General features: G+C 60.5%; 20 protein-coding genes. 15 read left to right on the forward strand and 5 right to left on the reverse strand.

The features are described from left to right. Nucleotides 1-41 precede the first annotated feature (41 nt). The 3 genes from HMPREF2562_RS10410 to HMPREF2562_RS10420 all read left to right on the forward strand — a co-directional run bounded on the left by HMPREF2562_RS10410 (nucleotide 42) and on the right by HMPREF2562_RS10420 (nucleotide 3,303). Entirely contained in the window at nucleotides 42-1,259 is a 1,218-nt protein-coding gene (locus HMPREF2562_RS10410; RefSeq protein WP_049169856.1) for a glycoside hydrolase family 76 protein, read from the forward strand. A gap of 132 nt (nucleotides 1,260-1,391) precedes the next feature. Next, a complete protein-coding gene (locus tag HMPREF2562_RS10415; RefSeq protein WP_016421545.1) occupies nucleotides 1,392-1,802 on the forward strand; it encodes a DUF3151 domain-containing protein in 411 nt (136 codons plus the stop codon). A 97-nt stretch (nucleotides 1,803-1,899) separates the two neighbouring features. Then, entirely contained in the window at nucleotides 1,900-3,303 is a 1,404-nt protein-coding gene (locus tag HMPREF2562_RS10420; RefSeq protein WP_070549991.1) for an FUSC family protein, read from the forward strand. Between the two features lie 57 nt (nucleotides 3,304-3,360). On the opposite strand, the gene HMPREF2562_RS10425 is transcribed toward HMPREF2562_RS10420, so the two are convergent. Together HMPREF2562_RS10425 and HMPREF2562_RS10430 are read right to left on the reverse strand one after the other, a co-directional pair. Further along, on the reverse strand, nucleotides 3,361-4,053 hold the full coding sequence (locus HMPREF2562_RS10425) for a DUF1707 SHOCT-like domain-containing protein (RefSeq protein ID WP_070549992.1): 693 nt from the start codon (nucleotides 4,051-4,053) through the stop codon (nucleotides 3,361-3,363). Nucleotides 4,054-4,186: 133 nt separating this feature from the next. Then, nucleotides 4,187-5,131, reverse strand: a complete 945-nt coding sequence (locus tag HMPREF2562_RS10430; protein WP_224433541.1) for a hypothetical protein — start codon at nucleotides 5,129-5,131, stop codon at nucleotides 4,187-4,189. Between the two features lie 51 nt (nucleotides 5,132-5,182). Between HMPREF2562_RS10430 and HMPREF2562_RS10435 the strand changes: the two genes are divergently transcribed. The 6 genes from HMPREF2562_RS10435 (at nucleotide 5,183) to purT (ending at nucleotide 12,044) form a co-directional block, all read left to right on the forward strand. Then, nucleotides 5,183-6,472, forward strand: a complete 1,290-nt coding sequence (locus tag HMPREF2562_RS10435; RefSeq protein WP_016421542.1) for an adenylosuccinate synthase — start codon at nucleotides 5,183-5,185, stop codon at nucleotides 6,470-6,472. A 272-nt stretch (nucleotides 6,473-6,744) separates the two neighbouring features. Then, nucleotides 6,745-7,329 carry an LppP/LprE family lipoprotein gene (locus tag HMPREF2562_RS10440; RefSeq protein WP_069358963.1) on the forward strand — a complete coding sequence of 195 codons (585 nt, stop codon included), beginning with the start codon at nucleotides 6,745-6,747 and terminating at the stop codon, nucleotides 7,327-7,329. Between the two features lie 162 nt (nucleotides 7,330-7,491). Beyond that, nucleotides 7,492-8,130, forward strand: a complete 639-nt coding sequence (locus HMPREF2562_RS10445; protein WP_048734507.1) for an LppP/LprE family lipoprotein — start codon at nucleotides 7,492-7,494, stop codon at nucleotides 8,128-8,130. 192 nt (nucleotides 8,131-8,322) lie between these two features. Continuing rightward, nucleotides 8,323-9,579: a glycerophosphodiester phosphodiesterase family protein gene (locus HMPREF2562_RS10450; protein ID WP_070429387.1), complete on the forward strand. Its 1,257-nt coding sequence runs from the start codon at nucleotides 8,323-8,325 to the stop codon at nucleotides 9,577-9,579. 96 nt (nucleotides 9,580-9,675) lie between these two features. Next, nucleotides 9,676-10,707 (forward strand): nucleoside hydrolase, encoded by a 1,032-nt coding sequence (locus HMPREF2562_RS10455; protein ID WP_049189472.1) that lies wholly within the window; start codon nucleotides 9,676-9,678, stop codon nucleotides 10,705-10,707. Nucleotides 10,708-10,823: 116 nt separating this feature from the next. Further along, the gene (gene purT, locus HMPREF2562_RS10460; RefSeq protein WP_070429386.1) at nucleotides 10,824-12,044 is read left to right on the forward strand and encodes a formate-dependent phosphoribosylglycinamide formyltransferase; all 1,221 of its coding nucleotides are present in this window, start codon (nucleotides 10,824-10,826) and stop codon (nucleotides 12,042-12,044) included. A gap of 93 nt (nucleotides 12,045-12,137) precedes the next feature. Here the strand turns inward: purT and HMPREF2562_RS10465 are convergent, their stop codons facing one another. Both HMPREF2562_RS10465 and HMPREF2562_RS10470 read right to left on the reverse strand, forming a co-directional pair. Then, complete coding sequence (locus HMPREF2562_RS10465; RefSeq protein WP_048734520.1) at nucleotides 12,138-12,641, reverse strand: phosphoribosyltransferase; 504 nt, start codon at nucleotides 12,639-12,641, stop codon at nucleotides 12,138-12,140. A gap of 64 nt (nucleotides 12,642-12,705) precedes the next feature. Next, nucleotides 12,706-14,211: an FAD-dependent oxidoreductase gene (locus HMPREF2562_RS10470; RefSeq protein WP_049189473.1), complete on the reverse strand. Its 1,506-nt coding sequence runs from the start codon at nucleotides 14,209-14,211 to the stop codon at nucleotides 12,706-12,708. Between the two features lie 253 nt (nucleotides 14,212-14,464). Between HMPREF2562_RS10470 and HMPREF2562_RS10475 the strand changes: the two genes are divergently transcribed. From HMPREF2562_RS10475 to HMPREF2562_RS10500, 6 genes are all read left to right on the forward strand, one after another. Further along, on the forward strand, nucleotides 14,465-15,490 hold the full coding sequence (locus HMPREF2562_RS10475) for a sulfite exporter TauE/SafE family protein (RefSeq protein WP_049193775.1): 1,026 nt from the start codon (nucleotides 14,465-14,467) through the stop codon (nucleotides 15,488-15,490). A 143-nt stretch (nucleotides 15,491-15,633) separates the two neighbouring features. Continuing rightward, a complete protein-coding gene (locus HMPREF2562_RS10480; RefSeq protein ID WP_016421533.1) occupies nucleotides 15,634-17,340 on the forward strand; it encodes a nitrite/sulfite reductase in 1,707 nt (568 codons plus the stop codon). 250 nt (nucleotides 17,341-17,590) lie between these two features. Continuing rightward, entirely contained in the window at nucleotides 17,591-18,355 is a 765-nt protein-coding gene (locus HMPREF2562_RS10485; protein WP_048734528.1) for a phosphoadenylyl-sulfate reductase, read from the forward strand. 119 nt (nucleotides 18,356-18,474) lie between these two features. Further along, the gene (cysD, locus tag HMPREF2562_RS10490) at nucleotides 18,475-19,401 is read left to right on the forward strand and encodes a sulfate adenylyltransferase subunit CysD (protein WP_070429385.1); all 927 of its coding nucleotides are present in this window, start codon (nucleotides 18,475-18,477) and stop codon (nucleotides 19,399-19,401) included. Next, entirely contained in the window at nucleotides 19,401-20,702 is a 1,302-nt protein-coding gene (locus HMPREF2562_RS10495) for a sulfate adenylyltransferase subunit 1 (protein WP_070549993.1), read from the forward strand. The genes cysD and HMPREF2562_RS10495 overlap by 1 nt, the downstream gene beginning before the upstream one ends. A 55-nt stretch (nucleotides 20,703-20,757) precedes the next feature. Next, a complete protein-coding gene (locus HMPREF2562_RS10500) occupies nucleotides 20,758-21,528 on the forward strand; it encodes a sirohydrochlorin chelatase (RefSeq protein WP_049169883.1) in 771 nt (256 codons plus the stop codon). Between the two features lie 33 nt (nucleotides 21,529-21,561). Here the strand turns inward: HMPREF2562_RS10500 and HMPREF2562_RS10505 are convergent, their stop codons facing one another. Beyond that, complete coding sequence (locus HMPREF2562_RS10505) at nucleotides 21,562-22,950, reverse strand: FAD-dependent oxidoreductase (protein WP_049169886.1); 1,389 nt, start codon at nucleotides 22,948-22,950, stop codon at nucleotides 21,562-21,564. Nucleotides 22,951-22,973: the final 23 nt, after the last annotated feature.

Below are 22,973 nucleotides of genomic sequence, written 5' to 3' on the forward strand. Positions count from 1 at the left end.
GCTGTTTTAGAGCTGTTTCGCAGCCGTTTTAAGGAGAGCCAGTGGTTCTAAAAATGTCGCGTCCGGAGGCCGAAACGTGGGCCTATCGTGCGGACGTGGCTGAACAGGCGATTCGCAACCGTCATGCGGCGAAGCTGTGGGGTCTTCCGGGCACGAATTTGGCAATGGCTTCCTGGCCCGCGCCGCTTCGACATAAGGTCTTCATCAACTGGCATTACTGGTGGCAGGCGCAGTATCTCGACTGCCTGGTAGACGCAGCCAAGCGCGTGCCTTCTAAGGAGAAGTACCGCGCTATCCGCCAGACCACTCGGGGTATCCGCATTCGCAACCTCACGCTGCTGACCAAGAACAAGTACTACGACGATCGCGCGTGGATGGCGTTGGCGCTCGGGCGTGCCGACGCTGTCCTCGGCGCATCGGTGCCCAAGAAGACGACAGCACGGCTGATTTCATGCTTGGGCGATGGTCGGCAGGAGTCCACGGGTGTGCTGCCGTGGCGTGAGCAGGACCTCTTTTTCAACGTCCCCTCGAACGGTCCTGCAGCCATCGCTCTGGCCCGGGCTGGTCGTATCAAGGAGGCAGAGGAACTTATCGATTGGGTTTACGCCAACCTCCTGTCGGACTCAGGGCTGCTCTACGACGGCATTCGCTTGTCCATGGCAGGTGCCGTCGTGCAGAAGGGCATGTTTACGTACAACCAGGGTGTCATGATTGGCGCTTGCCTCGAAGTGGGACTTGCGCTTCGGGCGCACGGCCAGCGTGAACAGGCGACGAAGTATTTCACGCGCGTGCAAAACCTCATCCACGCGGTGGCAAAGGATTTGGCGACCACCGACAATGTTATCGCCGGTGCCGGTGGCGGCGATGGTGGTCTGTTCAACGGCATCCTGGTGCGATACCTCGCCGATGCGGCGGTGCGTTTGCCTGGAGACAATCGCATGAATCGCGCGGCAGCTCGCATTGCTCGCCGACTGGTTCTGGCTTCGGGGGAGAAGTGCTGGTACCACCGCCTCGAGGTTGATGGCCTGCCGCTTTTCCCCGCAGATTGGAACGATAATGCTCAGTTCCCACAGGGCGGTTCGGTTGCGCAATCAGTCGGTGGCGCGGTTCGCGGTTCGGCGATTAAGGAGCGTGACCTCTCTGTCCAACTGTCGGGTTGGATGCTGATGGAAGCGTGCGCCCGAGTGGCCGATTTTGTTGCGACCAAGCTGGAAAATGGTGAGTCGTTGGATTCGACGAAGCCGAGCTGCCCGGAGTAGTCGGGGAACGCTAGTTGGTCGTCATCTGGCGCTTGCCGACGTTGTACCACCGCGCTGTGCCCGCCGTTGCCAACAGGGAGTCACCTACTGAGCCCCTGCCATCGCCACGTGATGCCTGGCACAATAGGACGCATGAAACTCAATGACATGATGGCTCCTGCTCCCGTGAAGCTCCCCGTTCTTGACGAGGCCGTTGCTGCCCGCAACGGTGGCGCAAGCCCGGAGGCCGTGGTTCGCGCATGCCCGCGCGATTCCCAGGCTTGGGCGGATTTGGCTGAAAGCGCCTTGTCCGAGGGCCAGGAGATTCAGGCCTATGCCTTCGCTCGCACTGGTTACCACCGCGGTCTGGACCTGCTGCGTGGAAACGGCTGGAAGGGGTTCGGAGCCATTCCGTGGGAGCACGAGCCGAATCGTGGTGTGCTCCGCGCCTTCGCAGCGTTGGCTAAGGCTGCTAAGGCTATCGGCGAGGATGATGAATTCGATCGCATGATGGCGTTGCTGCGTGACAGTGATGAATCCGCGTTGCCAGAACTGGGTCTTTAATCGCGCACAGAGATTCAGCGGGCACATAAGAGTGCACAACAGCACAACGGGTACATAAAAAGCGCACAGTTTTTTACATGAGGATGGTGACTTCGGCATGGCTGGCATAGCTGGTGGGGAAGATAAGGATGCCGCAGCTGCCAGGAATCTAGAGGACCTTGCTCCCGCGCATGTCGACGACCTCGTCGAAGCTAAGGAAACGCAATTCGTCGAGGATAATCCGCGCCCGGATTTCCAAGATTTTCGCAATACGTACCTACATCCGGCCTCCCGCGCAGCAAACAAGTTGCGTCAGAAAGTGAGGCCCCGCACGCGTTTCCTCCATGCGATTGACCGTGTGCGCTCCCGTTGGATGCTCATTGTCCAAGCCACGTTAGCCGCTGGGTTGGCCTACTGGTTCGCACTTGAGGTACTGGGGCACCCCAACCCGTTCTTCGCGCCGATGGCCGCTTTCATCAGCCTCAACGTGATGACCGCAGGTCCTCGCTTAAAGCACTCTGTGGAGTTGGTGCTCGGTGCCTCGTTGGGAGTCGGCATTGGTGATGTGATTATCTCCATCCTCGGCTCGGGTATCTGGCAGCTGACCGTCGGTGTGTTCGTCGCCATGGTCATCGGTGTGTTTGTCGGTCGAGGACCGCTTGTGGTCAACCAAGCGGCATCTTCAGCCGTGCTCATCGCCACCATTATTCCGCCGGGCACCGCTGGTTCTTATTACCGAATGATCGATGCTCTCGTCGGTGGTGTGGTGGGCATTATTGTGCTCATGATATTGCCGCGAAGCCCGCTGGTGGGTGCTCGCCGCAAGGTGGCCAAGGTCCTCGACATGGGTGCAGATGTACTTTATGACATCGGCATCGGCATGAAAGAGGGCGACACCGATCGCATCCGCACCGCACTGAGCGTGGTGCGCTCCATGCAGGCGCAAGTCTCGCTGATGGACCGCACTGTCGCCGACGCGGGCGAGCAGGTCCGTATCTCGCCGTTGCTCTGGCGCTCCCGGGATCGAATCCACTCGCTGTCACGTATGGTTCATCCCGTCGACAACGCCATGCGCAACATCCGTGTGCTCGCGCGTCGCGCTATCACAGCACGTGAGGACCACATCGACTTCTCGTCCGAACTGTGCGCACTTGTTCTCGGCGTGTCTGAAGGTACGCGTCTGGTCAGTCATGTGCTTGACGACGAAGCCGCCGTGCGCCGAATCCCAGAGTGGGGCGAGTTGCCTTTCGAGTCCGGCGACATCGCTATCGCTCAGCTTTCCGAGGGATCCGGAGAGGTCAAGCTTGAAGACGTGGTTCGGTACTTGCGTCGTCTAGCGGCGAAAATGCACCCGCGCGTGATCGAGGACGCAACGCTGTCGGAACAGGTTGTGTTTGCGCAGTCCCGCTCCTTGGTGGTGGACCTGTTGCAGGTGTGTGGCCTGTCCAGACGTTCAGCTGTGGCAACGCTGCCGCCGACGACGCCGTTCCCAGCAATGCCACCGGAGGTATGGGACGAGTAGCCGGTGAGGCGTGGGCGAGTAGTGGCTCGCCAGGCGCACTTGCTACTGCAGCGTGCTCTAGTGCGGTACGCGCTTGACCTCGACGCCACCGAAAGCGACGAAGCCGCGCACAATAATCTTCGGAGCCTGTCCTGCGCCAGGAGCAGGAAGGTTACGTCCCGGGTTTCCAGTAACATCCGTGCCTCCGAAGATGGGCAGCACGTCGACATCAACCTGGTAGTGGTCGGGGACAATGACGTCGACTCCACCGAAGGCGCAGCCAATGTTGACGACAGTAGCTTCCGCGGTCAGGATGGCCTCGCGGAAATCCAAGCCAGTCCCGCCGAAGGCCGCCACCGTGGTGTGCGTGGGAGCGCACGTCCATGGGCCTCTCTTGTCGGTGCCGCCGAAGATGCCGATGGAGAGCTTCGAACCAGTTGCCGCGGCGGAGCTATCAATCCGAGCTGGTTGATGATTGTTGGCTGCATTCGGTGCCACCGAATGGTGCTCGTCCGGGACGCTGTGTAGGTTCGGGCGCAGGTTAGGGTTTGGGTGCGCATGTGGAGTCGGCTCGGCCAGGTTCGCGGGCAGCGACAAGTCCTGTGTCAATGCGGGCAACTCATCGATGTACGTCGCCTTTTGGGCTTTCTCGGTGCGCTCCTGCAATTCCGCAAAGTCAATCTGGCCATCGCGGAATGCCCATTCCAAGCGTTCCAGCGCAGTGTGGCGGGCTTGGTCGCCAGCGCGTAGCCGTGGGGTGTTGTCAGTCATGATGCTGTCCTATCGAGGCAGTGGCGGGCAGTGGCTTTAACACCCAAATGTTATCTGTACTCGAACTTTCGCGCAGGTCACTTTCATGCACGCCACTTTCGCACAGGCAGACCGTGGCTATTGCCCGCCGCAGTTAGTGCACAATCTGCAAGTCGCGAAGGTGTCGGTACAGAGTTGTCTTCTCTCTCGGCTTTCGTGACTCCACGCCATCGCGCACATATCGGAAGCCCAGGCCACCAACTTGAACTGCCCGACCCGTCATCGGACGGTGTAGCTCGCGGGCCGGGGCTTCTTTCGCTTTACGACGGCCACCGCGCCCCAATCCGAGTCGGCTCAGCAGGCCTTTGCCGCTCTCACCCTCGTTACCGTTTTCCGCATCCGGCGCCGGAACTTCGGCCGCAACGATGCCCGGGGCATCGGGGGTAGGGCGAATCTGCAGGCCGGTGGATGTGCCGGAGAACATCTGATGCTCGTCGACATAGACCTCGCCAGTAAACCCGTTTGCCGAGGACACTCCGGTAATTCCCGGCTCTGTCAGTAGGGCGTAACCAACAATTGCGTGGCCGGTGTCGTCGCGAATCAGCGGCACTGGCGTCGTCGGGCGTGTGAGCGCGGCCGCCGCATCGAGCCCTTCTCCTCCTTCGATGCCCCAGTTTTTGGCCGCGGTCGAGGGCGCGGTGGGGACATGTGCCACTTCAATCCACAGGAGGTTCTTGCGCATCAGGTAGGTTGCCACGGTAGCCAGTGCCGCGTCGGTGCCAACGACCACAATTCGTAACGGCTCGCTCGGCTTTTGCGGAGCGGGTTGCGGAGCGCCTAAGTGGTCGACTTTCTTCTGCTTGGAGATTTCCTCCGGCGTCGGAGCTGTATCGACAGGCAGTACGTCCTTGGCCAGGTCGTCGATGAAAGCCAGCTCCTTGCGGGTGGGGATCATCGCGACGTCGTGAAGCGCATAGGCGGGTGGTGCCGGAGTAGCTGGTGCTGATGGTGTGGACGGTGCTGATGTAGACCATGATTGGCGGAGCAATTGGGAAAACGCGGGTACATCGGGGCCACACTGCAGCACAACAATACGCATAGGACTACACTCTAATGCGTCGTCTGCAATCCCAGGAGTTGAAGTAGGACTATGGCCGCAATCATTATCGTCGGTGCCCAGTGGGGCGACGAGGGCAAGGGCAAAGCAACCGATATTCTCGGTGGCCGCGTCGACTACGTCGTCAAGCCCAACGGTGGCAATAACGCCGGCCACACCGTTGTCGTCGGCGGTGAGAAGTATGAGCTGAAGCTGCTTCCGGCGGGTGTGCTGTCGGAAAACGCGGTGCCGATTATCGGTAACGGCTGTGTGGTCAACCTCGAGGCGCTTTTCGACGAGATTGATGGCCTCGAAGCTCGCGGTGCAAAGGCCTCCCGCCTGCGCGTTTCCGGCAATGCCCACATGGTTGCTCCGTACCACCAGACGCTGGACCGCGTGACCGAGCGCTTCCTGGGTAAGCGCGCTATCGGCACCACTGGCCGCGGTATCGGCCCGACGTATGCCGACAAGGTCGGCCGTACGGGCTTGCGTGTCCAGGACATTCTGGATGAGTCGATTCTGCGCCAGAAGATTGAGTCTTCGCTGGCTCAGAAGAACCAGATTCTGGTCAAGCTGTACAACCGCCGCGCTATCGACCCGGATGAAGTCTTTGATTACTTCATGGGCTTCGCCGATCGTCTGCGCCCGATGATTATCGACTCGGAGTTTGAGCTCAATCAGGCTTTGGATGCCGGCAAGCACGTCCTCATGGAGGGCGGCCAGGCCACCATGCTCGACGTCGACCACGGCACCTACCCGTTCGTGACCTCCTCGAACCCAACCGCTGGTGGTGCCTGCGTGGGCACCGGCATCGGCCCGACGAAGATCACTTCGGTGCTGGGCATCATGAAGGCCTACACCACCCGCGTCGGTGCTGGCCCGTTCCCGACGGAGCTGTTCGACAAGTGGGGCGAGTACCTGCAGACCACCGGCGGTGAGGTCGGAGTCAACACCGGCCGTAAGCGCCGCTGTGGTTGGTACGACTCGGTGCTGGCTCGCTACGCCGCGCGCGTCAACGGTTTCACGGATCTGTTCATCACCAAGCTGGATGTCCTGACTGGTATCGGCGAGATTCCGATTTGTGTCGCTTACGACGTTGATGGCGTGCGTCACGACGAAATGCCACTCACCCAGTCGGAGTTCCACCACGCTGTCCCGATTTACGAGACCATGCCTGCATGGGACGAAGACATCACTGGCTGCCGCACCTTCGATGAGCTGCCGGACAAGGCCAAGGATTACCTGAACCGCCTGGAGGAGCTCTCCGGCGCTCGCATTTCCTACATCGGTGTTGGCCCGGGTCGTGACCAGACCATCGTTGTCCACGATGTGCTGGACAACTAGCGCTGGGCAACTAGCGCTGGGTACTTAGCCTGGGGGGCAGTGGCGAACTAGCCGGAAAATAGTCCGGCTTTCGACCCGGCTTTATCGAACTGTTAGATAAAAAATCTTCGGTGTCGAAACTGCTGGCTGCTGTAAAAAAGAACATTTGCTAACCACGAGAAGGCTCTGGGAATTGTCAGTTGACACTGGCATCCCAGAGTCATTTTTGTATCGTAGGCCTCACCGCGTGGTCCAACGACAGAAGTCCAAACGACAGAAGGCGTGTGGTTTTCATGCAAAACACAGGACACCGAGTACAACGATTGGCAAGTTCCGCCGTACTTTCCGGCGCGATGGTTTTCTCCGCAGTAGGTGGAGCCGTTGCAGCTCCCGCGGCTCAGGCGGAACCGGCCCCAGTGCCGGCACCGGCTCCGGCGAAGGCAGATAGCTGTACCCCGAACCCGGCAGCACCTGAAATCCAGGAGGCCCTGGATAAGGTCAACAGGGAGCGTCCGAACAACCATGATGGGTGGAAGTACACTGGCACCTCCAACTTCAGCCCGTGTAGCGATTTGAGCTTTGCTCTCGCAGATCAGGCCAAGCAGGGCAACGCTCAGTCCTCCACTGTGCTGTTGATGTTCCACAAGGGTGAGTTTATTGGTACGGACTCTGACCGGCCTCAGCACATCAACAAGGTGACGCCGACCCCTGATGGTAAGAACATCTCGGTCATCTACCACGACTGGGAGGCCCAGGAGGCCGCAGGTGCGCCGAACGCTGATGCGGCCAAGTTCACCTCTAATGTTCACTTCTTCTGGAACGGAGATCACGTCGTCCACGAGGGCAAGATTCCCGGCGGCGCGACACCCGCTTCCTAAGGACTCCCGAGAATTTTCGAGAGCTTTCGAAAATTCTTGGACACTCCCGGGGTCTCTTGAGTTTTCCCAAGTAAACTCAATTCAGAGTCGGACATGAGAAAGTAATGCTCCGTCGTAGCGCAGTGCTTGAGAAAACTTGAGAGAACAGAAGAGGTTCCAGCCATGAGTGGTCATTCAGTTCGTCGCGGGTCGATGCTGGTTAGCGCGGCGGTCGCAGGTGTAGTGGCTTTGTCCGGTTGCTCCACTGATGAGACCGCAGCACCGACCTCTGCTTCTCAGGTAGATCAAGAAACGACGACCATCACTACGACCACCACTGTCGAGGATGACAGTGAAAGTGCAGATACCCCCAATCCGGATGTCGATGACAACGACTCCGATGGGGGTTCTTCTGCGCCAACCCAGGAAGAGGCTTTCGAAGAAGCGGTTGCCGACCTGAACTCAATGGAAGGTGGCAATGGCAGCGGTTGGACAGTCACGGACGATACGAACTGGGATACCACCAGCGAGTTGACCTTTGCCTCAGCAGTACAGAATGAAATTACGCATTCAACTACCGCTGGTGCAGTGCTGCTGTTTCATAAGGGCGAGTACGTGGGTACCGCCGGTGGTCCGCAGACAATCAACTCGGTCGAGGGCGATGGCAAAACTGTGACCGTCAATTTCTTCGATGTCAATAAAATGATCGAAGACGGCGGTGCCTTCGCCTTTAAAGACCAGTACAACGCTCCCGTTACGTACTCCTGGGATGGGTCAGAGGTCGCTCAAGAAGGCGAGATTCCAAAAGCAGAGGGAAATTAAACGCTCACCCCGCACTCTCTCCAGATGCGAGTGCTGTCAGGCCGTTTTAAAGTAGTGGCGCGCCACACAGTTTTCATCTAGATTTCTGTGTTCCGTAAACCTCCGACGGTAGTTTGTCGACACTGTGTTGTCGGTACTGCGCCGTCGCTATGAAGTCGCTAATACTACGCCCAAAGAGGAAAATCACCGGCCATGTCTTCTCGCAACTCATCTGACTCCATGTTTGACGAACGGACCAAGCAGAGCGAGCAGCCTCAGAATTCACGCGTCCACGGCACGCGCCGCGCAATCGCGGCCATCGCTATGGGCGCGTTTGCTATTTCTCCTATTGCAGCCTGCAGCAATGATGCAGACAACGACGCGGCATCGTCGTCAAGCAGTGCAAGCGCGGTCAGCACTACGTCGAGCGAAGAGAAGACCTTTGAAAAGCAGCAGGTTGCTGAGCTGAATGCGGCCGCGAATGTGCGGCCGGCTGCGATGGCTAAGCTGCCGGAGGGTTTTGATCTGCAGTCGCACCGTGGTGGTCGCGGTGAGTGGACGGAGGAGTCCAAGCAGGCGATGATCAACTCGTTGGAGCTGGGCGTTACGACGTTGGAGCTGGACATCGTCCTGACGAAGGATGGCGTGCCTATGGTCTGGCACGATCCGGAGATCCAAGACGATAAGTGCTCGGACACCGAGCCAGTGACGGAGGGGGATCCGCAGTACCCGTACGTCGGCAAGCTCGTGCATGATCTCACCTATGAGCAGGTACAAACCCTGGTCTGTGACAAGAAGCTCGAGGACTTTCCGGATGCGGAGCCAATCAAGGGCAATAGGATGATGACCCTGCCGGAGCTGTTCGAGCTGACTAAGGACAACCAGGACATCCACTTCAACATTGAGACCAAGATTGAGGGCGAAAAGCGCGCTGACTCGGCAGAACCGCAGGAGTTCGTCGATGTGATTCTCGACGAGATTGACCGCGCGGGTGTGGCTAATCGTGTGATGATTCAGTCCTTCGATTGGCGCTCGCTGCCGCTGGTCGCGGAACGGAACCCGGAGATTCCGCTGGTCATGCTGTGGGACGAGACCACCTGGAAGAAGGATTCTCCTTGGATTGGCGATGTCAATTACGACGAGGTCAATGGCGACATCATCGAGGCCGCCAAGCAGCTCGGCGTGCAGGTGCTCTCACCGACGCACAGCATTCCTTACGGCAAGACACCGTCAGATGCTGACTACCACCCGGTCGCCACGCCGGAGCTAATCTCCCGTGCGCATGAGGCCGGCATGAAGGTGGTGCCGTGGACCGTAAATGAAAAGGAGACCATGCGCGAGCAAATTGCCGCTGGTGTCGACGGCATCATCACCGACTACCCGACGCGACTGCGCGAGGTCTTGGCCGAGCTGAATATGCCGCTGCCGGAGCCTGCTCCGGTGGGTGATGCAGCGATGTCGACGAACTAGTAAACCCGGCCAGCACCAGCGGAAACTCGTCTGTATCCCTGTTTTGCCCGTGTTTAGCTCTGCGGGCTGAGCGTGTTTCGTGTCACACTTGACCTTATGACGCGTTTGAAAGTGCTTGCCGACGTTGACACGGGTATCGATGACAGTCTTGCTCTCGTCTACCTCGCGGGGTTGCATACCGCAGGCGAGATCGAGCTGGTGGGTGTGACCTGCGCAGGTGGTAACACCACTGCGGCATGGTCTGCCCGTAATACCAAGTACATGCTGAATCTTTGTGGTTGTCCGGAGGTTCCGGTCGTCAGCGGTTTCGAGGGGCCCGCTGACCGTGAGCTGACCACCACGCCTGAGACTCATGGCCCGTACGGGCTGGGCTACAACCTGGCGCCACCGGCCGTCATCTACGAACCGGGGCGCGCAGGAGCGGCGGATCCGCTGGCGCTGTGGCGCCAGGTCATCGAGCAGGCACGGTCGACGGGGGAGAAGGTGCACCTGCTGGTCACTGGCCCTATGACCACCTACGTGGCCGCTTTGAAGAAGTACCCGGAACTCATGCGGGAGCTCGACGGCGTGACCATTATGGGTGGTGCTGTGGAGTACCACGGTAACGTTACCGAGTTTGCGGAATGGAACTTCTGGGTTGACCCCACCGCGGTCATCGAGGTCTTCGGCACCGCGGGCGCTGTGGCCGTCGAGCGCCCGGAGGATGCCGTGCGCAGCATCGCCACCGCCGCAGGCGCGCCGGTGCCGACGCTGGTTCCGCTCAATGTCACCGAGACCATCACCATTAGTGATACTGAGATTGAATCCTGGCGAGATGCCGGTATGAACCCGGAGCTACTGCGTGTTCTGCGTCGCTCACTGAAGTTCTACTTTGAGTTCCACCAGGGAGTTGGAGTCGGTTACAAGGCGCAGGTTCATGACCTCTTTGCCGCGATGGTGGCCGTCGGTGCGGTGACCGGGGAAGTGGAGAAGATGCGTCTCGTGGGCGTCGATAAGCGAACCTTTGCAGATGAGCCAGCACGCCGCGGCCAGGTGGTGGAGGATTCAGCCGGAGCGGTGGCGAATGTTGTCCTGGCCGCTGACCGTGAGGTGGCGCTGGCTGAGTTCCAGCGGGTGTTCCCGCGCTAGGTTCCCGCCCGTGCCCGCCGCGGTGAATCAGCTCGCTGTCGTATGCTGGAGGCAATCAATTTAACAGCTGCTGGTTGCGCAGCGTATGTGCCGTAGACGAAAGCGAATTTATCTCGATGTTCACCCCTGAAGTCACCGGAACCCCGTACCAGCCGGGAGCAACGCGAGTTCTGCTGCTCGGCTCTGGCGAGCTCGGCAAGGAGGTGACCATTGCTTTCCAGCGTCTTGGCGTTGAGGTGCACGCTGCCGATCGCTACGAGCATGCACCGGCACACCAGGTCGCTCACCACGCCTACGTCTTGAATATGTCGGATTCCAGTGCACTGCGGGATCTGATTCTCCAGGTCAAGCCACACTTCATCGTCCCTGAGATTGAGGCTCTGGCAACCGAGGTGCTGGCAGAGGTCGAGGAAGATGAGACGCTGGACGTCACCGTTATTCCGACCGCACGGGCGACTCAGCTGACCATGAACCGAGAGGGTATTCGCCGCCTGGCTGCGGAAGAGGTGGGGCTGCCGACTTCCCGCTATCACTTCGCCTCCAGCTTTGATGAGTTCACCGCAGCTGTTGATGAGATTGGCTTCCCATGCGTGGTCAAGCCGGTCATGAGTTCCTCGGGCAAGGGACAGTCCACGCTGCGTTCGCCGGAGGATGTCCAGGCCGCGTGGGATTACGCCATGAGTGGCGGTCGCGTTGAGTCCGGTCGCGTCATCGTGGAGGGCTTCGTCGATTTCGACTATGAGATCACGCTGCTGACCGTGCGCTCCGTGGATCCGGAGACCGGCGAGGGGGCAACGTGGTTCTGTGAGCCCATCGGCCACCGTCAGCAGGATGGTGACTACGTTGAGTCCTGGCAACCGGCTGCCATGAGCGAAAACGCCCTGGACAATGCTCGCTCTGTCGCCGCGCGCATCACCAACGCGCTGGGCGGTCGCGGTATCTTCGGCGTCGAGCTGTTTGTCCGCGGCGATGAGGTGTGGTTCTCCGAGGTCAGCCCGCGTCCGCACGACACCGGCATGGTCACCATGGGTACGCAGCGTTTCTCCGAGTTCGAGCTGCACGCGCGCGCAGTGTTGGGTCTGCCTATCGACGTCACGCTGGTGTCCCCGGGAGCCTCCGCTGTCGTCTACGGCGGTGCTGACATCGAGCAGCCGGGTTACACCGGGCTGACGGAGGCCATGGCTATTCCGGAGACCGATATTCGTATCTTTGGTAAGCCGGTTGCCGGCCCGCGTCGCCGCATGGGTGTTGCTGTTTCGACCGCGGATTCTGTCGATGCTGCTCGTGAGCGCGCATCGGAGGCGGCATCAAAGATTAAGGTCGTCGAACTGGGGTAGTTCGACGACCTAGTGTGCGCTGCTGGTGTTGCTTGGGAAAGGAACGCTGCAGCGCACTTTTTTGTGCCCGCTGTGGTGCGTAAGCTACTTGATCTACTTGGACTTCTGTACCGGTGGCTCGGCCGACCAGGGGAAGACGATCCAGTCATCGGTGTGCTTCCAGACGTAGTCCGGTGCAATCTCCGAGCGGGACTTGCCGTAGAGCACAGCGGAACGGACTTCAGCGCCGTGCTTCTTGAGCAGGTCGAGCACCAGATGCAGCGTGCGACCGGAGTCGGCCACATCGTCAACGACCAGCAGGCGGCGGTTGGAAATCGATTCGATGTCCAGGAGCGGCTCCAGCAGAACCGGATCCGGCAGGGTCTCCGCCACGTCGGTGTAGAACTCGACGTTGATGGCGTCAGAGAGCTTGACGCCCATGGTGTAGCTGAGTGCGCCTGCTGGCAGCAGGCCACCGCGGGCCACGGCGATAATAATCTCCGGGTCGAAGTCCGAGTCGACAATCTGCTGTGCCAGTTCACGGGAGGCGACGCCGAAGCCTTCCCAGGTCAGAACTTCCTTGACGTCCAGGTTGGATGAGTCTGCATGATAAGCCATGTATTAACTCTAATCCGAAGATCGACTGACGTGCACAATCAACTGTCCGGTTAGACCCGATGCGCTAGCTCGCGACGGTCTCCACAACAGCTTCGTGCACAGCTTCGGCCACGTCATCGGCATCTGGCTGCTTTGCGACGACCGTGGAGGCCGCAACCATGTCAGCCCACTCGACCAGCTTCTTGCGCTCGCGGCCTTCGGCTTCGCCCGCGGCACGCTCGGCGGCGTCGAGTGCGTGCCAGCCCTCCCAGGTGGTGACCTGGAGGCCCTTGTCGGCCAGGAACTCGTCGACGTCGTTATGCGTGGGCTTTGCAGGTGCGGCCAGGCGACCTGCCTCCCAGTCGGCGATGAGGTTGCCGACAGCTTCGTTGGCATCGCCCTTGGTGTTACCGATTAGGCCGACCGGGCCACGGCGAATCCAGCCGGTGGTGTACAGGCCCTGGATGTGGTTGCCGTCGATGTCGTCAAGCACGCGGCCGCCGGCATCTGGGATGGTGTGCGTGCCGGTGTCGAACGGTACGCCGGTGACTGCGTCGGAGCGGTAGCCGACTGCGCGGTAGACCGCACCGACCGGCCATTCGGTGAACTTGCCGGTGCCGCGGACGCCACCCTCGCCGTCGAGTTCGGTGCGTTCGGTGCGGATAGCGCTGACGTGCTGTACTCCATCTTCACCGGTCTCGCCGATGATTTCGACCGGGGACTCGAAGAAGTGGATGAAGAGCTTGTGCGGGGCGCCCTTTGGCTCGCGGATGGCGTAGTTTTCCAGAATCGTACAGACCTGATCGGTGATCTTGGACTCGCGACGGGACGTTTCGGAGGCGGCATCGTACTGGATGTCCTCCGGATTCACGACAACCTCAATGGTGTCAGAGTGGTCCAGTTCCTTCAGCTCCAGTGGAGTGAACTTTGCCTGAGCCGGACCGCGACGGCCAAAGACATGGACTTCGCGGGCGGCATTCTTTGCCAGGCCGTCGTAGACGTTGTCGGCGATTTCGGTGACGTGCAGCTCATCGGCAGTCTTGGCGAGAATACGGGCGACGTCGAGACCCACGTTACCGACGCCGATCACAGCGACCGACTCAGCAGAGAGGTCCCATTCGCGAGCAAACTCCGGGTGGGAGTCGTAGAAACCTACGAACTCACCGGCGCCGTAGTGCTCCGGCAGATCCGAGCCCGGGATGTTCAGATCGCGGTCGCCGGTCGCGCCAGTGGCGAAGATGATGGCGTCGTAGAACTGGCGCAGTTCATCAACGCTGACCTGCTTGCCGACGTCCACGTTGCCCAGCAGTCGAACCTGCGGCTTGTCCAGCACTCGGTGGAGGGACTTAATGATGCCCTTGATTCGCGGGTGGTCTGGCGCAACACCGTAGCGGATGAGGCCGAACGGCACTGGAAGGCGCTCGTAGAGGTCGATGGCGACATCGCGGCCGGACTTCATCAGCGCGTCGGAGGCGTAGATGCCGGCCGGGCCCGAGCCAACCACGGCTACACGCAGTGGCGTGGTGGAGTTGGCGAGATCGGGCAGTGAGGAAGCGGCCGTGTTCTGGGCTGCAGTCTGGTCGTTGGTCATTGGGTGGAATCCTTTTTCTACGTTTTCTTTGTCGCGATTGCTTATCGTAGACCAACCGGTCTATGCTTGCTGAAACAGAATATAGACAAACTGGTCTACAAAAAGCAAACACAAAACACCGCAAGAATCACTGCTTTGGCTTGAGAGGGTTTTGCTGCGCATCGCTTCTGCTGAATGAGCTCTGAAAGGGGCTCGTCGTGCGAGCATCGTGGCAACGGCAGGCTCTGGTTGGGTAAGCGGGGAAGGGCTTGTCATGGAAAAACTCATAGTCTTCGTGCTAATCGGCCTTGGCGCGCAATTAGTCGACGGCACTCTGGGGATGGCTTTCGGTGTCACCGCTACTTCGCTGTTTATTGTCGCTGGTAGTAGTGCTGCCACTGCGTCGGCGGTGGTTCACGTAGCAGAGGTGGGTACGACACTGGCCTCCGGTATTTCACACTGGCGATTCGGCAATGTCGACTGGCGACGCGCGCTGAGTCTTGGCGTGCCGGGTGCTATCGGTGCCTTTATTGGTGCGACCTTTTTGGCGAATCTCGACGGTGATGCCGCGACGCCTGTGACCTCGACAATCTTGCTTTTCCTCGGTCTGTGGGTGATTATCCGCTTCGCCTTTTTGGCCAATGTTAAGCGCAAGAAGAAGGCCTGGGGGGCGAAGAAGCTCGCTCCGCTGGGGCTCTTTGGTGGCCTGCTTGATTCCACTGGAGGCGGTGGTTGGGGGCCTGTTACCACCTCAACTTTGCTCGGCGCTGAGGCTGACCAGCCGCGCAAGATTATCGGTACTGTCTCTGCGGCGGAATTTCTCGTTGCCTTGGCGGCTGTACTGGGCTTTTTGCCCAAGCTGCGGGAGGAATTCACTCAGCATGCCGCACCGGTAATTGGTTTGTTGTGCGGTGGTGTGATTGCGGCACCCTTGGCTGCGTACCTGGTGGGGCGCATTAATCCGCGGCTGCTTGGGATTGCGATCGGCGGCGTGTTGGTGGGGCTGAATATTCGCACTCTGTTTTCGTCGCTGGTTTCTGGGGGCGTACTGACGACAGCGCTGCTCGTGTGGGCTTTTGTTGTCGTTGTGCTGGTGCTGTGGGCGCGTTCGCACGACACTCTTCCGGGGCTGCGTCAGCGGGTCCAACTTGAGCCGACTTCTCAGTCTTCCTCGGCTGATGTGCCTAGTTCTGGATCTCCATCACCCGCTTCGGTTGATGCCGGGGCCGAGGATGCTTCTGAAGGTGTCAAAGTGGGTGCGAAAAACGGTGTCCGCGTGGGCGAAGCGGAAGTCCGCTAGGTATCCGAGCGTGTCCCGGCTTGCACTAGCCAGACTGGTCGGTCTAATGTTGCCTGCAATGCAACGTAGACCAAACGGTCTATAAAGATTAGAAACTAATTCGGTCAACGAGAACAAAACGAAAGTGATTCGGTAGATTCCCCATGAGCTCTCCTACGAAAACCGCCGAGCGTCCAGCTTCCGCAGCGGCTACCCGACGTAAGAAGCGCGCACCGAAGCCACAGGGGCAGTGGCTTATCGACGGCCGCGAGCCACTTAACGACGACGAGCGCATTAAGAAAGAAGATGCTGGCATCGCCGTTAAGCAGCGTGTTATCGACATCTACTCCAAGCAGGGGTTTGACTCCATCCCCGCGGAGGACCTAGCGCCTCGCTTTAAGTGGATTGGCCTCTACACCCAGCGCAAGCAGGGGCTTAGCGGTGAGCACACCGGCGTGAAGACCAACGCCGAGCTGCAGGACAAGTACTTTATGCTCCGCGTCCGCCTCGACGGTGGCCAGACCACCACCGAGGGCATTCGCACCATCGGCGAGATTTCCCGCGACTTCGCCCGCGACACTGCGGACTTCTCCGACCGCCAGAACGTCCAGCTGCACTGGATTCGCGTCGAAGATATGCCGGAGATCTGGGACCGCCTTGAGCGAGTTGGTCTCGACACCAACTTTGGCTGCGGCGACGTTCCCCGCGTTATTCTAGGCAGCCCGGTTGCCGGTGTTGCGGCCGATGAAATTGTCGACGGCACCAACGCCATCCGCCGCATCAAGGAGGAGTACCTCTCCGGCGACGAGTTCTCCAACCTACCGCGTAAGTTTAAGTCGGCAGTTTCCGGTTCCCCGCGTCTCGATGTCACCCACGAGGTCCAGGACGTTGCCTTCGTCGGTGTCAATCATCCAGAGCACGGCCCCGGTTTCGACGTTTGGGTCGGTGGTGGTCTCTCCACCAACCCGATGCTCGCCCAGCGTCTCGGCGCCTGGATCCCAGAGGACGAGGTTCCCGAGGTATGGGCGGGCGTGTGCCGCATCTTCCGGGACTACGGCTACCGTCGCCTGCGCAATCGTGCGCGTCTGAAGTTCCTCGTTGCCGAATGGGGCGCGGAGAAGTTCCGCCAGGTACTCGAAGACGACTACCTCAACCGCAAGCTTATCGACGGCCCCGCACCCGAACCTTTCGAAGGCGACCGTGACCACATCGGCGTGCACAAGCAGGCCGACGGTCTCAACTACGTCGGTGTTAAGCCCGCTGTTGGCCGTGTTCCGGGCTCTGATCTGGTCAAACTCGCCGACATCGCCGAGCGCCACGGTGTTTCCCGCGTCCGCACCACCGTGATGAAGGAGCTCATTCTCCTCGACGTCGCCGACGACCAGGTCGACTCCCTGCTCGCAGAACTCGACGAAATTGGCCTGTCTGCCAAGCCCTCAGCTTTCCGACGGGGCATCCTGGCCTGCACCGGCCTAGAGTTCTGCAAGCTCGCACTTGTCACCACGCGCCAGCGCGCAATTGATTTGGTGGGCGACTTGGAGGAACGCCTCGGTGACCTCGACGTCCCAATCACCATTGCGCTCAATGGCTGCCCGAATGCCTGCGCCCGCACGCAGATTGCCGACATCGGACTCAAGGGGCAGATTGTCACCGACGACGAGGGCAACCGTGTCGAGGGTTTCCAGGTTCACCTCGGTGGTTCGCTGGGGCTCGATGCCAACTTCGGCCGCAAGGTTCGCGGACACAAGGTCACCTCGGCAGAACTGGGTGACTACATCGAGCGCGTCGTCAATCACTTCAAGGAGCAGCGCCACGAGGGTGAACAGTTCCGCGAGTGGATTGTCCGCGCTGATGAGGAGGACCTGAAGTGAGTGAATCTCCCAATGGGGTTCGGTCGCAGGGGCCGTCGTCAAGCGAAAAAGACGAGACGCCAGCGCGACTGGGGATCGGTGGCCGAAGCGCACACCCCAATCCGAACCGGGGTGCGGTGATGCATTGCCCTTACTGCGGCGGTGATGATCTGTGGCCCGACCTGGAAACCGATTACGCCTGGCAATGCCGCGAATGCTGCCGGGTATTCACAGTGAAACTGCACGGACATATCGATAGAAAGGTGGCGTCATGAGCACGGGACTGAAAACCGCTGAGGTCATTAAGACTCAGGAGGCGCTCGCGCGTGAAGACGCGCTGGACAACCCGGAAACTGCTCGCCGTCTGATTGAGCTCGCACTGGAGTGGGGCTCCAAGCTGGAGACTGCCACTGCTGGGGAAGTACTGGAATGGGGTGCGGAGCACCTGCACACGCCACTGGCCGTGACCCTGTCGATGCAGGACACAGTGTTGGCGGAACTGGCTGCTCGGCACGCGCCGGAGGCAGATCTGATTTTCCTGGATACCGGTTACCACTTCCCGGAGACCCTCGACGTGGCAGAGCAGGTCGCACAGCGTTACGACAACCGACTGCTGTCGATTGAGCCGAAGCGCACCCGCGCCGAGCAGGACGCCGAAGAGGGCGTCGATCTGTACAAGACCGACCCGACGCGATGCTGCGCATTGCGGAAGGTCGAGCCGCTGTCTGCCGTGAAGCGCCCCTACGAGGGCTGGGTCACAGGTCTGAAGCGCGTCGACGCGCCGACCCGCGCACACACGCCGGTACTGGAAATCGACAAGACTGGTCGCATCAAGCTCAACCCGCTGGCCACCTGGACAGATGAGGATGTTGCCCAGTACATCGAGGACAACGACCTCATTGTGCATCCGCTGACGCAACAGGGGTTCCCGTCGATTGGCTGCGCGACATGCACCGCGCGAGTGGCAGAGGGTGCGGATCCGCGCTCGGGTCGCTGGGCGGGCTCCGAGAAGACTGAGTGCGGATTGCACCTCTAGTTCGAGCGGCTAGCAGACAGCTACTTGCCGCCAGCCACTAGCCACCTGCCGATAACCGATATCAGCCAAAACAGCGCAGTTGCAACAGCCAACACAGCCCCCAACAGAAAGAACCCCCCATGACTAGCTCAACCACCGTTTCCGTACAAAACCGCCTCGACCCGCGGCTTGCCGAGCTGGAAGCCGAGGCCATCGACATTATTCGCCAGACCGCCGGTCAGTTCGACCGTCCGGCACTACTTTTCTCCGGCGGAAAGGATTCCGTCGTCGTGCTCGAGCTGGCCAAGCGCGCCTTCGCACCGGCGGGTATCCCGCTGGAGCTGCTCCACGTCGACACCGGCCACAACTTCCCCGAAGTTATTGAATTCCGCGACAAGATTGCCGCTCAGCCGGGCATCAAGCTGCACGTAGCCAAGGTCCAAGACTGGATCGACAGCGGCGTGCTCACCGAGCGTGCCGACGGCACCCGCAACCCCTTGCAGACAGTGCCGCTGGTGGAGACCATTGCCAACCGTGGTTACGATGCCGTTCTCGGTGGCGCCCGCCGCGATGAGGAGAAGGCCCGCGCAAAGGAGCGCGTGTTCTCCGTCCGCGACTCCTTCGGAGGTTGGGATCCACGCCGTCAGCGCCCTGAGCTGTGGGGGCTCTACAACGGTCGCCACGCCGCCGGAGAGAACGTCCGCGTTTTCCCGATCTCGAACTGGACCGAGGCCGACGTCTGGGCCTACATCGAAGCCCGTGACATCGAACTGCCGCCCATCTACTTCTCCCATGAGCGTGAGGTGTTCAACCGCGGCGGTATGTGGCTGGCACCGGGCGAGTGGGGTGGACCCCGCGACGGCGAGACCCTCGAGGTTCGCACTGTCCGCTACCGCACTGTCGGTGACATGAGCTGCACCGGCGCTGTCGAATCGACTGCCACCACTATTGCCGAGGTCATGGAGGAACTTCGCACATCCAAGCTCACCGAGCGCGGCGCTACCCGCGCAGATGACAAGTTGTCCGAATCCTCCATGGAAGACCGTAAGAAGGAAGGTTACTTCTGATGAGCCAGCCAAATTCCCCAGCTACCCTGATTTCCGCTGACCGCGCCACTCGCGCTCGTCGCACTCTTCGCCTGTGCACCGCTGGCTCCGTCGACGACGGTAAGTCCACCTTCGTCGGTCGCCTGCTGCACGACACGAAGAATATCCTCGCTGACCAGTACGAGGCCGTCGTCGCCTCCTCACAGGCGCGCGGTCAGGAAAACCCGGACCTGTCGCTGCTGGTCGACGGTCTGCGGGCCGAGCGTGAGCAGGGCATCACCATCGATGTCGCCTACCGCTACTTCGCCACCGACGTCCGCTCCTTCATCCTCGCCGACTGCCCAGGTCACGAGCAGTACACCCGAAACACCGTCACCGGTATGTCCACCGCCGAGGCCGTCGTTTTGCTTATCGACGCGCGCAACGGCGTCGTGACGCAGACCAAGCGTCACGCAACGGTGGCCGGTCTGCTGGGCGTTCGCCACGTGATTTTCGCAGTCAACAAGATTGACCTACTGGACTACAGCGAAGAGGCCTTCCGCGCCATTGAGTCGGATGTGGCAGCACTAGCAGAGCGCCTGGGTCTGCAGAACACCTTCGTTGTTCCAGTGTCGGCTCTGGTCGGCGACAACATTGTCGATTCTTCTGAGCACACTCCGTGGTACGAGGGGCCGACCGTGCTGGAGCTGCTGGAAAACCTCAACATCGGTGCCGACCTGGAAACCGATGCCGAGGCTGACCTGCGCCTGCCCATCGACTATGTCATTCGCGATCACGCCACTGAATACCGTGGTTACGCCGGCCGTATCGCCGCAGGTAGCGTGCGTGTGGGCGATGTTGTCTCCGTAGACGCCAACCGTCAGGCTACGGTCACGAAGACCACCGTGGCAGCTGAGGATGTCACTGAGGCCGTGGCCGGCCAGTCGGTGGCCATCAGCCTGGATGCCGAGTTCGACCTCGCCCGTGGCGACCTCATCAGTGGCACGCGCCCGGAAGACGTGCGCCGTTTCTCCGCCGTGGCCGTCCACCTTGCAGACAAGCCGTTGGCAGTCGGTCGCGTCGTAGAGGTGCGCTATGGTGCCGCACTGGTGCGTGGTCGTATCGCTTCCGTCGATGCGCTCATCGATATCGAAACCGGTGAGCCCACCGGTGTGGCTGATCAGCTTGCAGTCAACGACGTCGCGGAGATCACCGTCGAGGTCGCACAGCCGCTGCCGGTCGATGCCTACCGCGTCGGTGGCCGTGTCGGTGCATTCCTGCTCATCGAGCCGGGCACCGGTGACACCCTCACCGCAGGCCTCGTGCGTGGCGCTGCCCAGTAGAGCCGCCAGGTAGAGAAACCAGAAAGCACAGCTAGCGAGCCTGAGGAGACCATCGATGACCGCACTGATTCTGCTTGCGCACGGTTCTCGGCACTCAGAGACCAAACCGGTGCTCGAAGACGTGGTCGCGCTCGTGCGCGAGAAGATGCCGCTCACCCGCCTGGATGCGCCCTCTCAGATTCGCCTCGCCTGGCTGGACCTCGACGAGCCCTCGCTGGATACCGTATGTGCCGAGCTCGCCGCTGCCGGCGAGACTCAGGCACTGGCTGTACCGCTGCTGTTCACCGATGCGTTCCACTCGCGAGTCGACGTTCCCGAGCAGGTTCGACTCTGCGATCGGCATGGTGTTGACATCACAGTGGCTGAAGGACTCGGGCTTGGCGACGGCACGAAGCGCGCCGTCGTAAAGCGAATCATCGAAGCGGCGGAGAATGCATCTTTTTCCTGGCCGGTCGATGCGCTGGTGATGGGGGTCGGCTCCTCTGATGAGGATGCCAATGCGGCGGTGCACCAGTTTGCGGCAAACCTTGGCGGGATGCTGCCGGGACATGTGAGCGCGGCATTCGTGGTCGGTCCTGAGAAAATCAAGGGAGCCGATGCTGTGGCCGCGGCGCAGGAGCGCGCGGCCAAGCGCGGACGCGGACTCGTAGTGGTGCCGCTGTTTACCGCGCCGGGCCTATTGTGGGATCGAGTCATCGATGCAGGCGCTGCCGACGGTGCTGGTCAGGTGGCTTTTGGTGAGCCATTGGCCGAGCTGTTGGCGCCGATTGTGTGCTGCCGCTGGGACTCGCGCGCCGCGTACACGGACGTGAAGGTAGTGGCGTAGCCGACGCTTTTTATCCGTCCTAGTTACTCGCCGTTACTCGCCCTTGGAGTGGGTGACCATCTCATCCCACTCGACGTACTTCTTGCGTTCGCGACCCTCGGCCTCGCCGGCGGTGCGTTCGGCAGCATCGAGCTTGTGCCAACCTTCCCAGTCCAGGTAGTCGATACCCTTGGACTCCAGCAGCTCGTTGACAGCGGACAACTCCGGCTTCGACGGGTTGAATTTCTTGCCCTCAGCGGCATCGGCCAGCAGATTGGCTACGGCCTCATTGGCATCGCCCTTGGTATTACCAATCAGGCCGACCGGTCCGCGGCGAACCCAACCGGTGGTGTAGAGGCCAGTGATGGCCTCGGCTGCTTCATCCTCGGTGTTGTCGGATTCGATGACTCGACCACCGACGTTGGAAATGACATTCTTCACGTTGTCGAACGGGATACCCGGCAGCGCATCAGAGCGGTAGCCCACGGCGGAGTAGACAGCGCCGACCTTCCAGTCGGTGGTCTCGCCGGTCGGCCGCAGCCCGCCAGCACCGTCGTATTCCATGCGCTGAGTGCGCAAGCCTGTCACATGCTGCTGGCCGTCGGTACCCTCCTCGCTGAGGATTTCCACTGGCGACTCGAAGAAGTGAATGTAGAGCTTGTGCGGTGCGTTCTTTGGCTCACGGATGGCGTAGTTCTCCAGGATGGTGCAGACCTGGTCAGTGATCTTGGAGTTGCGACGCATAATCTCGGATGCGGAGTCGTAATCAATATCGCGCGGATCGACAACGACCTCGACGTTCGGTGAGTAGTCGAGCTCCTTGAGCTCCAGCGGGGTGAACTTGGCCTGTGCCGGGCCGCGGCGGCCGAAGACGTGGACTTCCTTGGCCTTATTTGTCTTCAGAACCTCGTAGACATTGTCCGGGATTTCTGTGACGTGCAGTTCCTCACCGGTCTTCGCCAGGATTCGGGAGACATCCAGCGCGACGTTGCCGACTCCGACGACGGCCACGGACTCCGCCGAGAGATCCCAGGTGCGCTCAAAGAGTGGATTGCCGTCGTAGAAGCCCACGAATTCACCAGCACCAAAGTGCTCCGGCAGATCCGCACCCGGCGTTGGCAGCGCGCGGTCGCCGACGGCACCGGTGGCGAAGATGACGGCGTCGTAATGCTCCTTTAATTCGTCGAGCGTGATGTCCTTGCCGAACTCAACGTTGGAAAACAGGCGCAGCTCCGGCTTTTCCATCACACGGTGTAAGGCCATAATGATGCCCTTGATACGTGGGTGGTCGGGGGCGACGCCGTAGCGGATTAGACCAAATGGAGCCGGCATCTTTTCAAACAGATCGACTTCCACGTCAGTACTGGATTTCATCAGTGCATCGGAAGCATAAACACCGGCCGGGCCAGAGCCAATTACGGCAACGCGGAGCGGGCGATTCATGAAGCGTGTCCTTCTTTCTCTAA

The organism is Corynebacterium sp. HMSC077G07, from assembly GCF_001809225.1.
In the GTDB taxonomy this organism is placed as follows: Bacteria; Actinomycetota; Actinomycetes; order Mycobacteriales; family Mycobacteriaceae; genus Corynebacterium; species Corynebacterium jeikeium_D.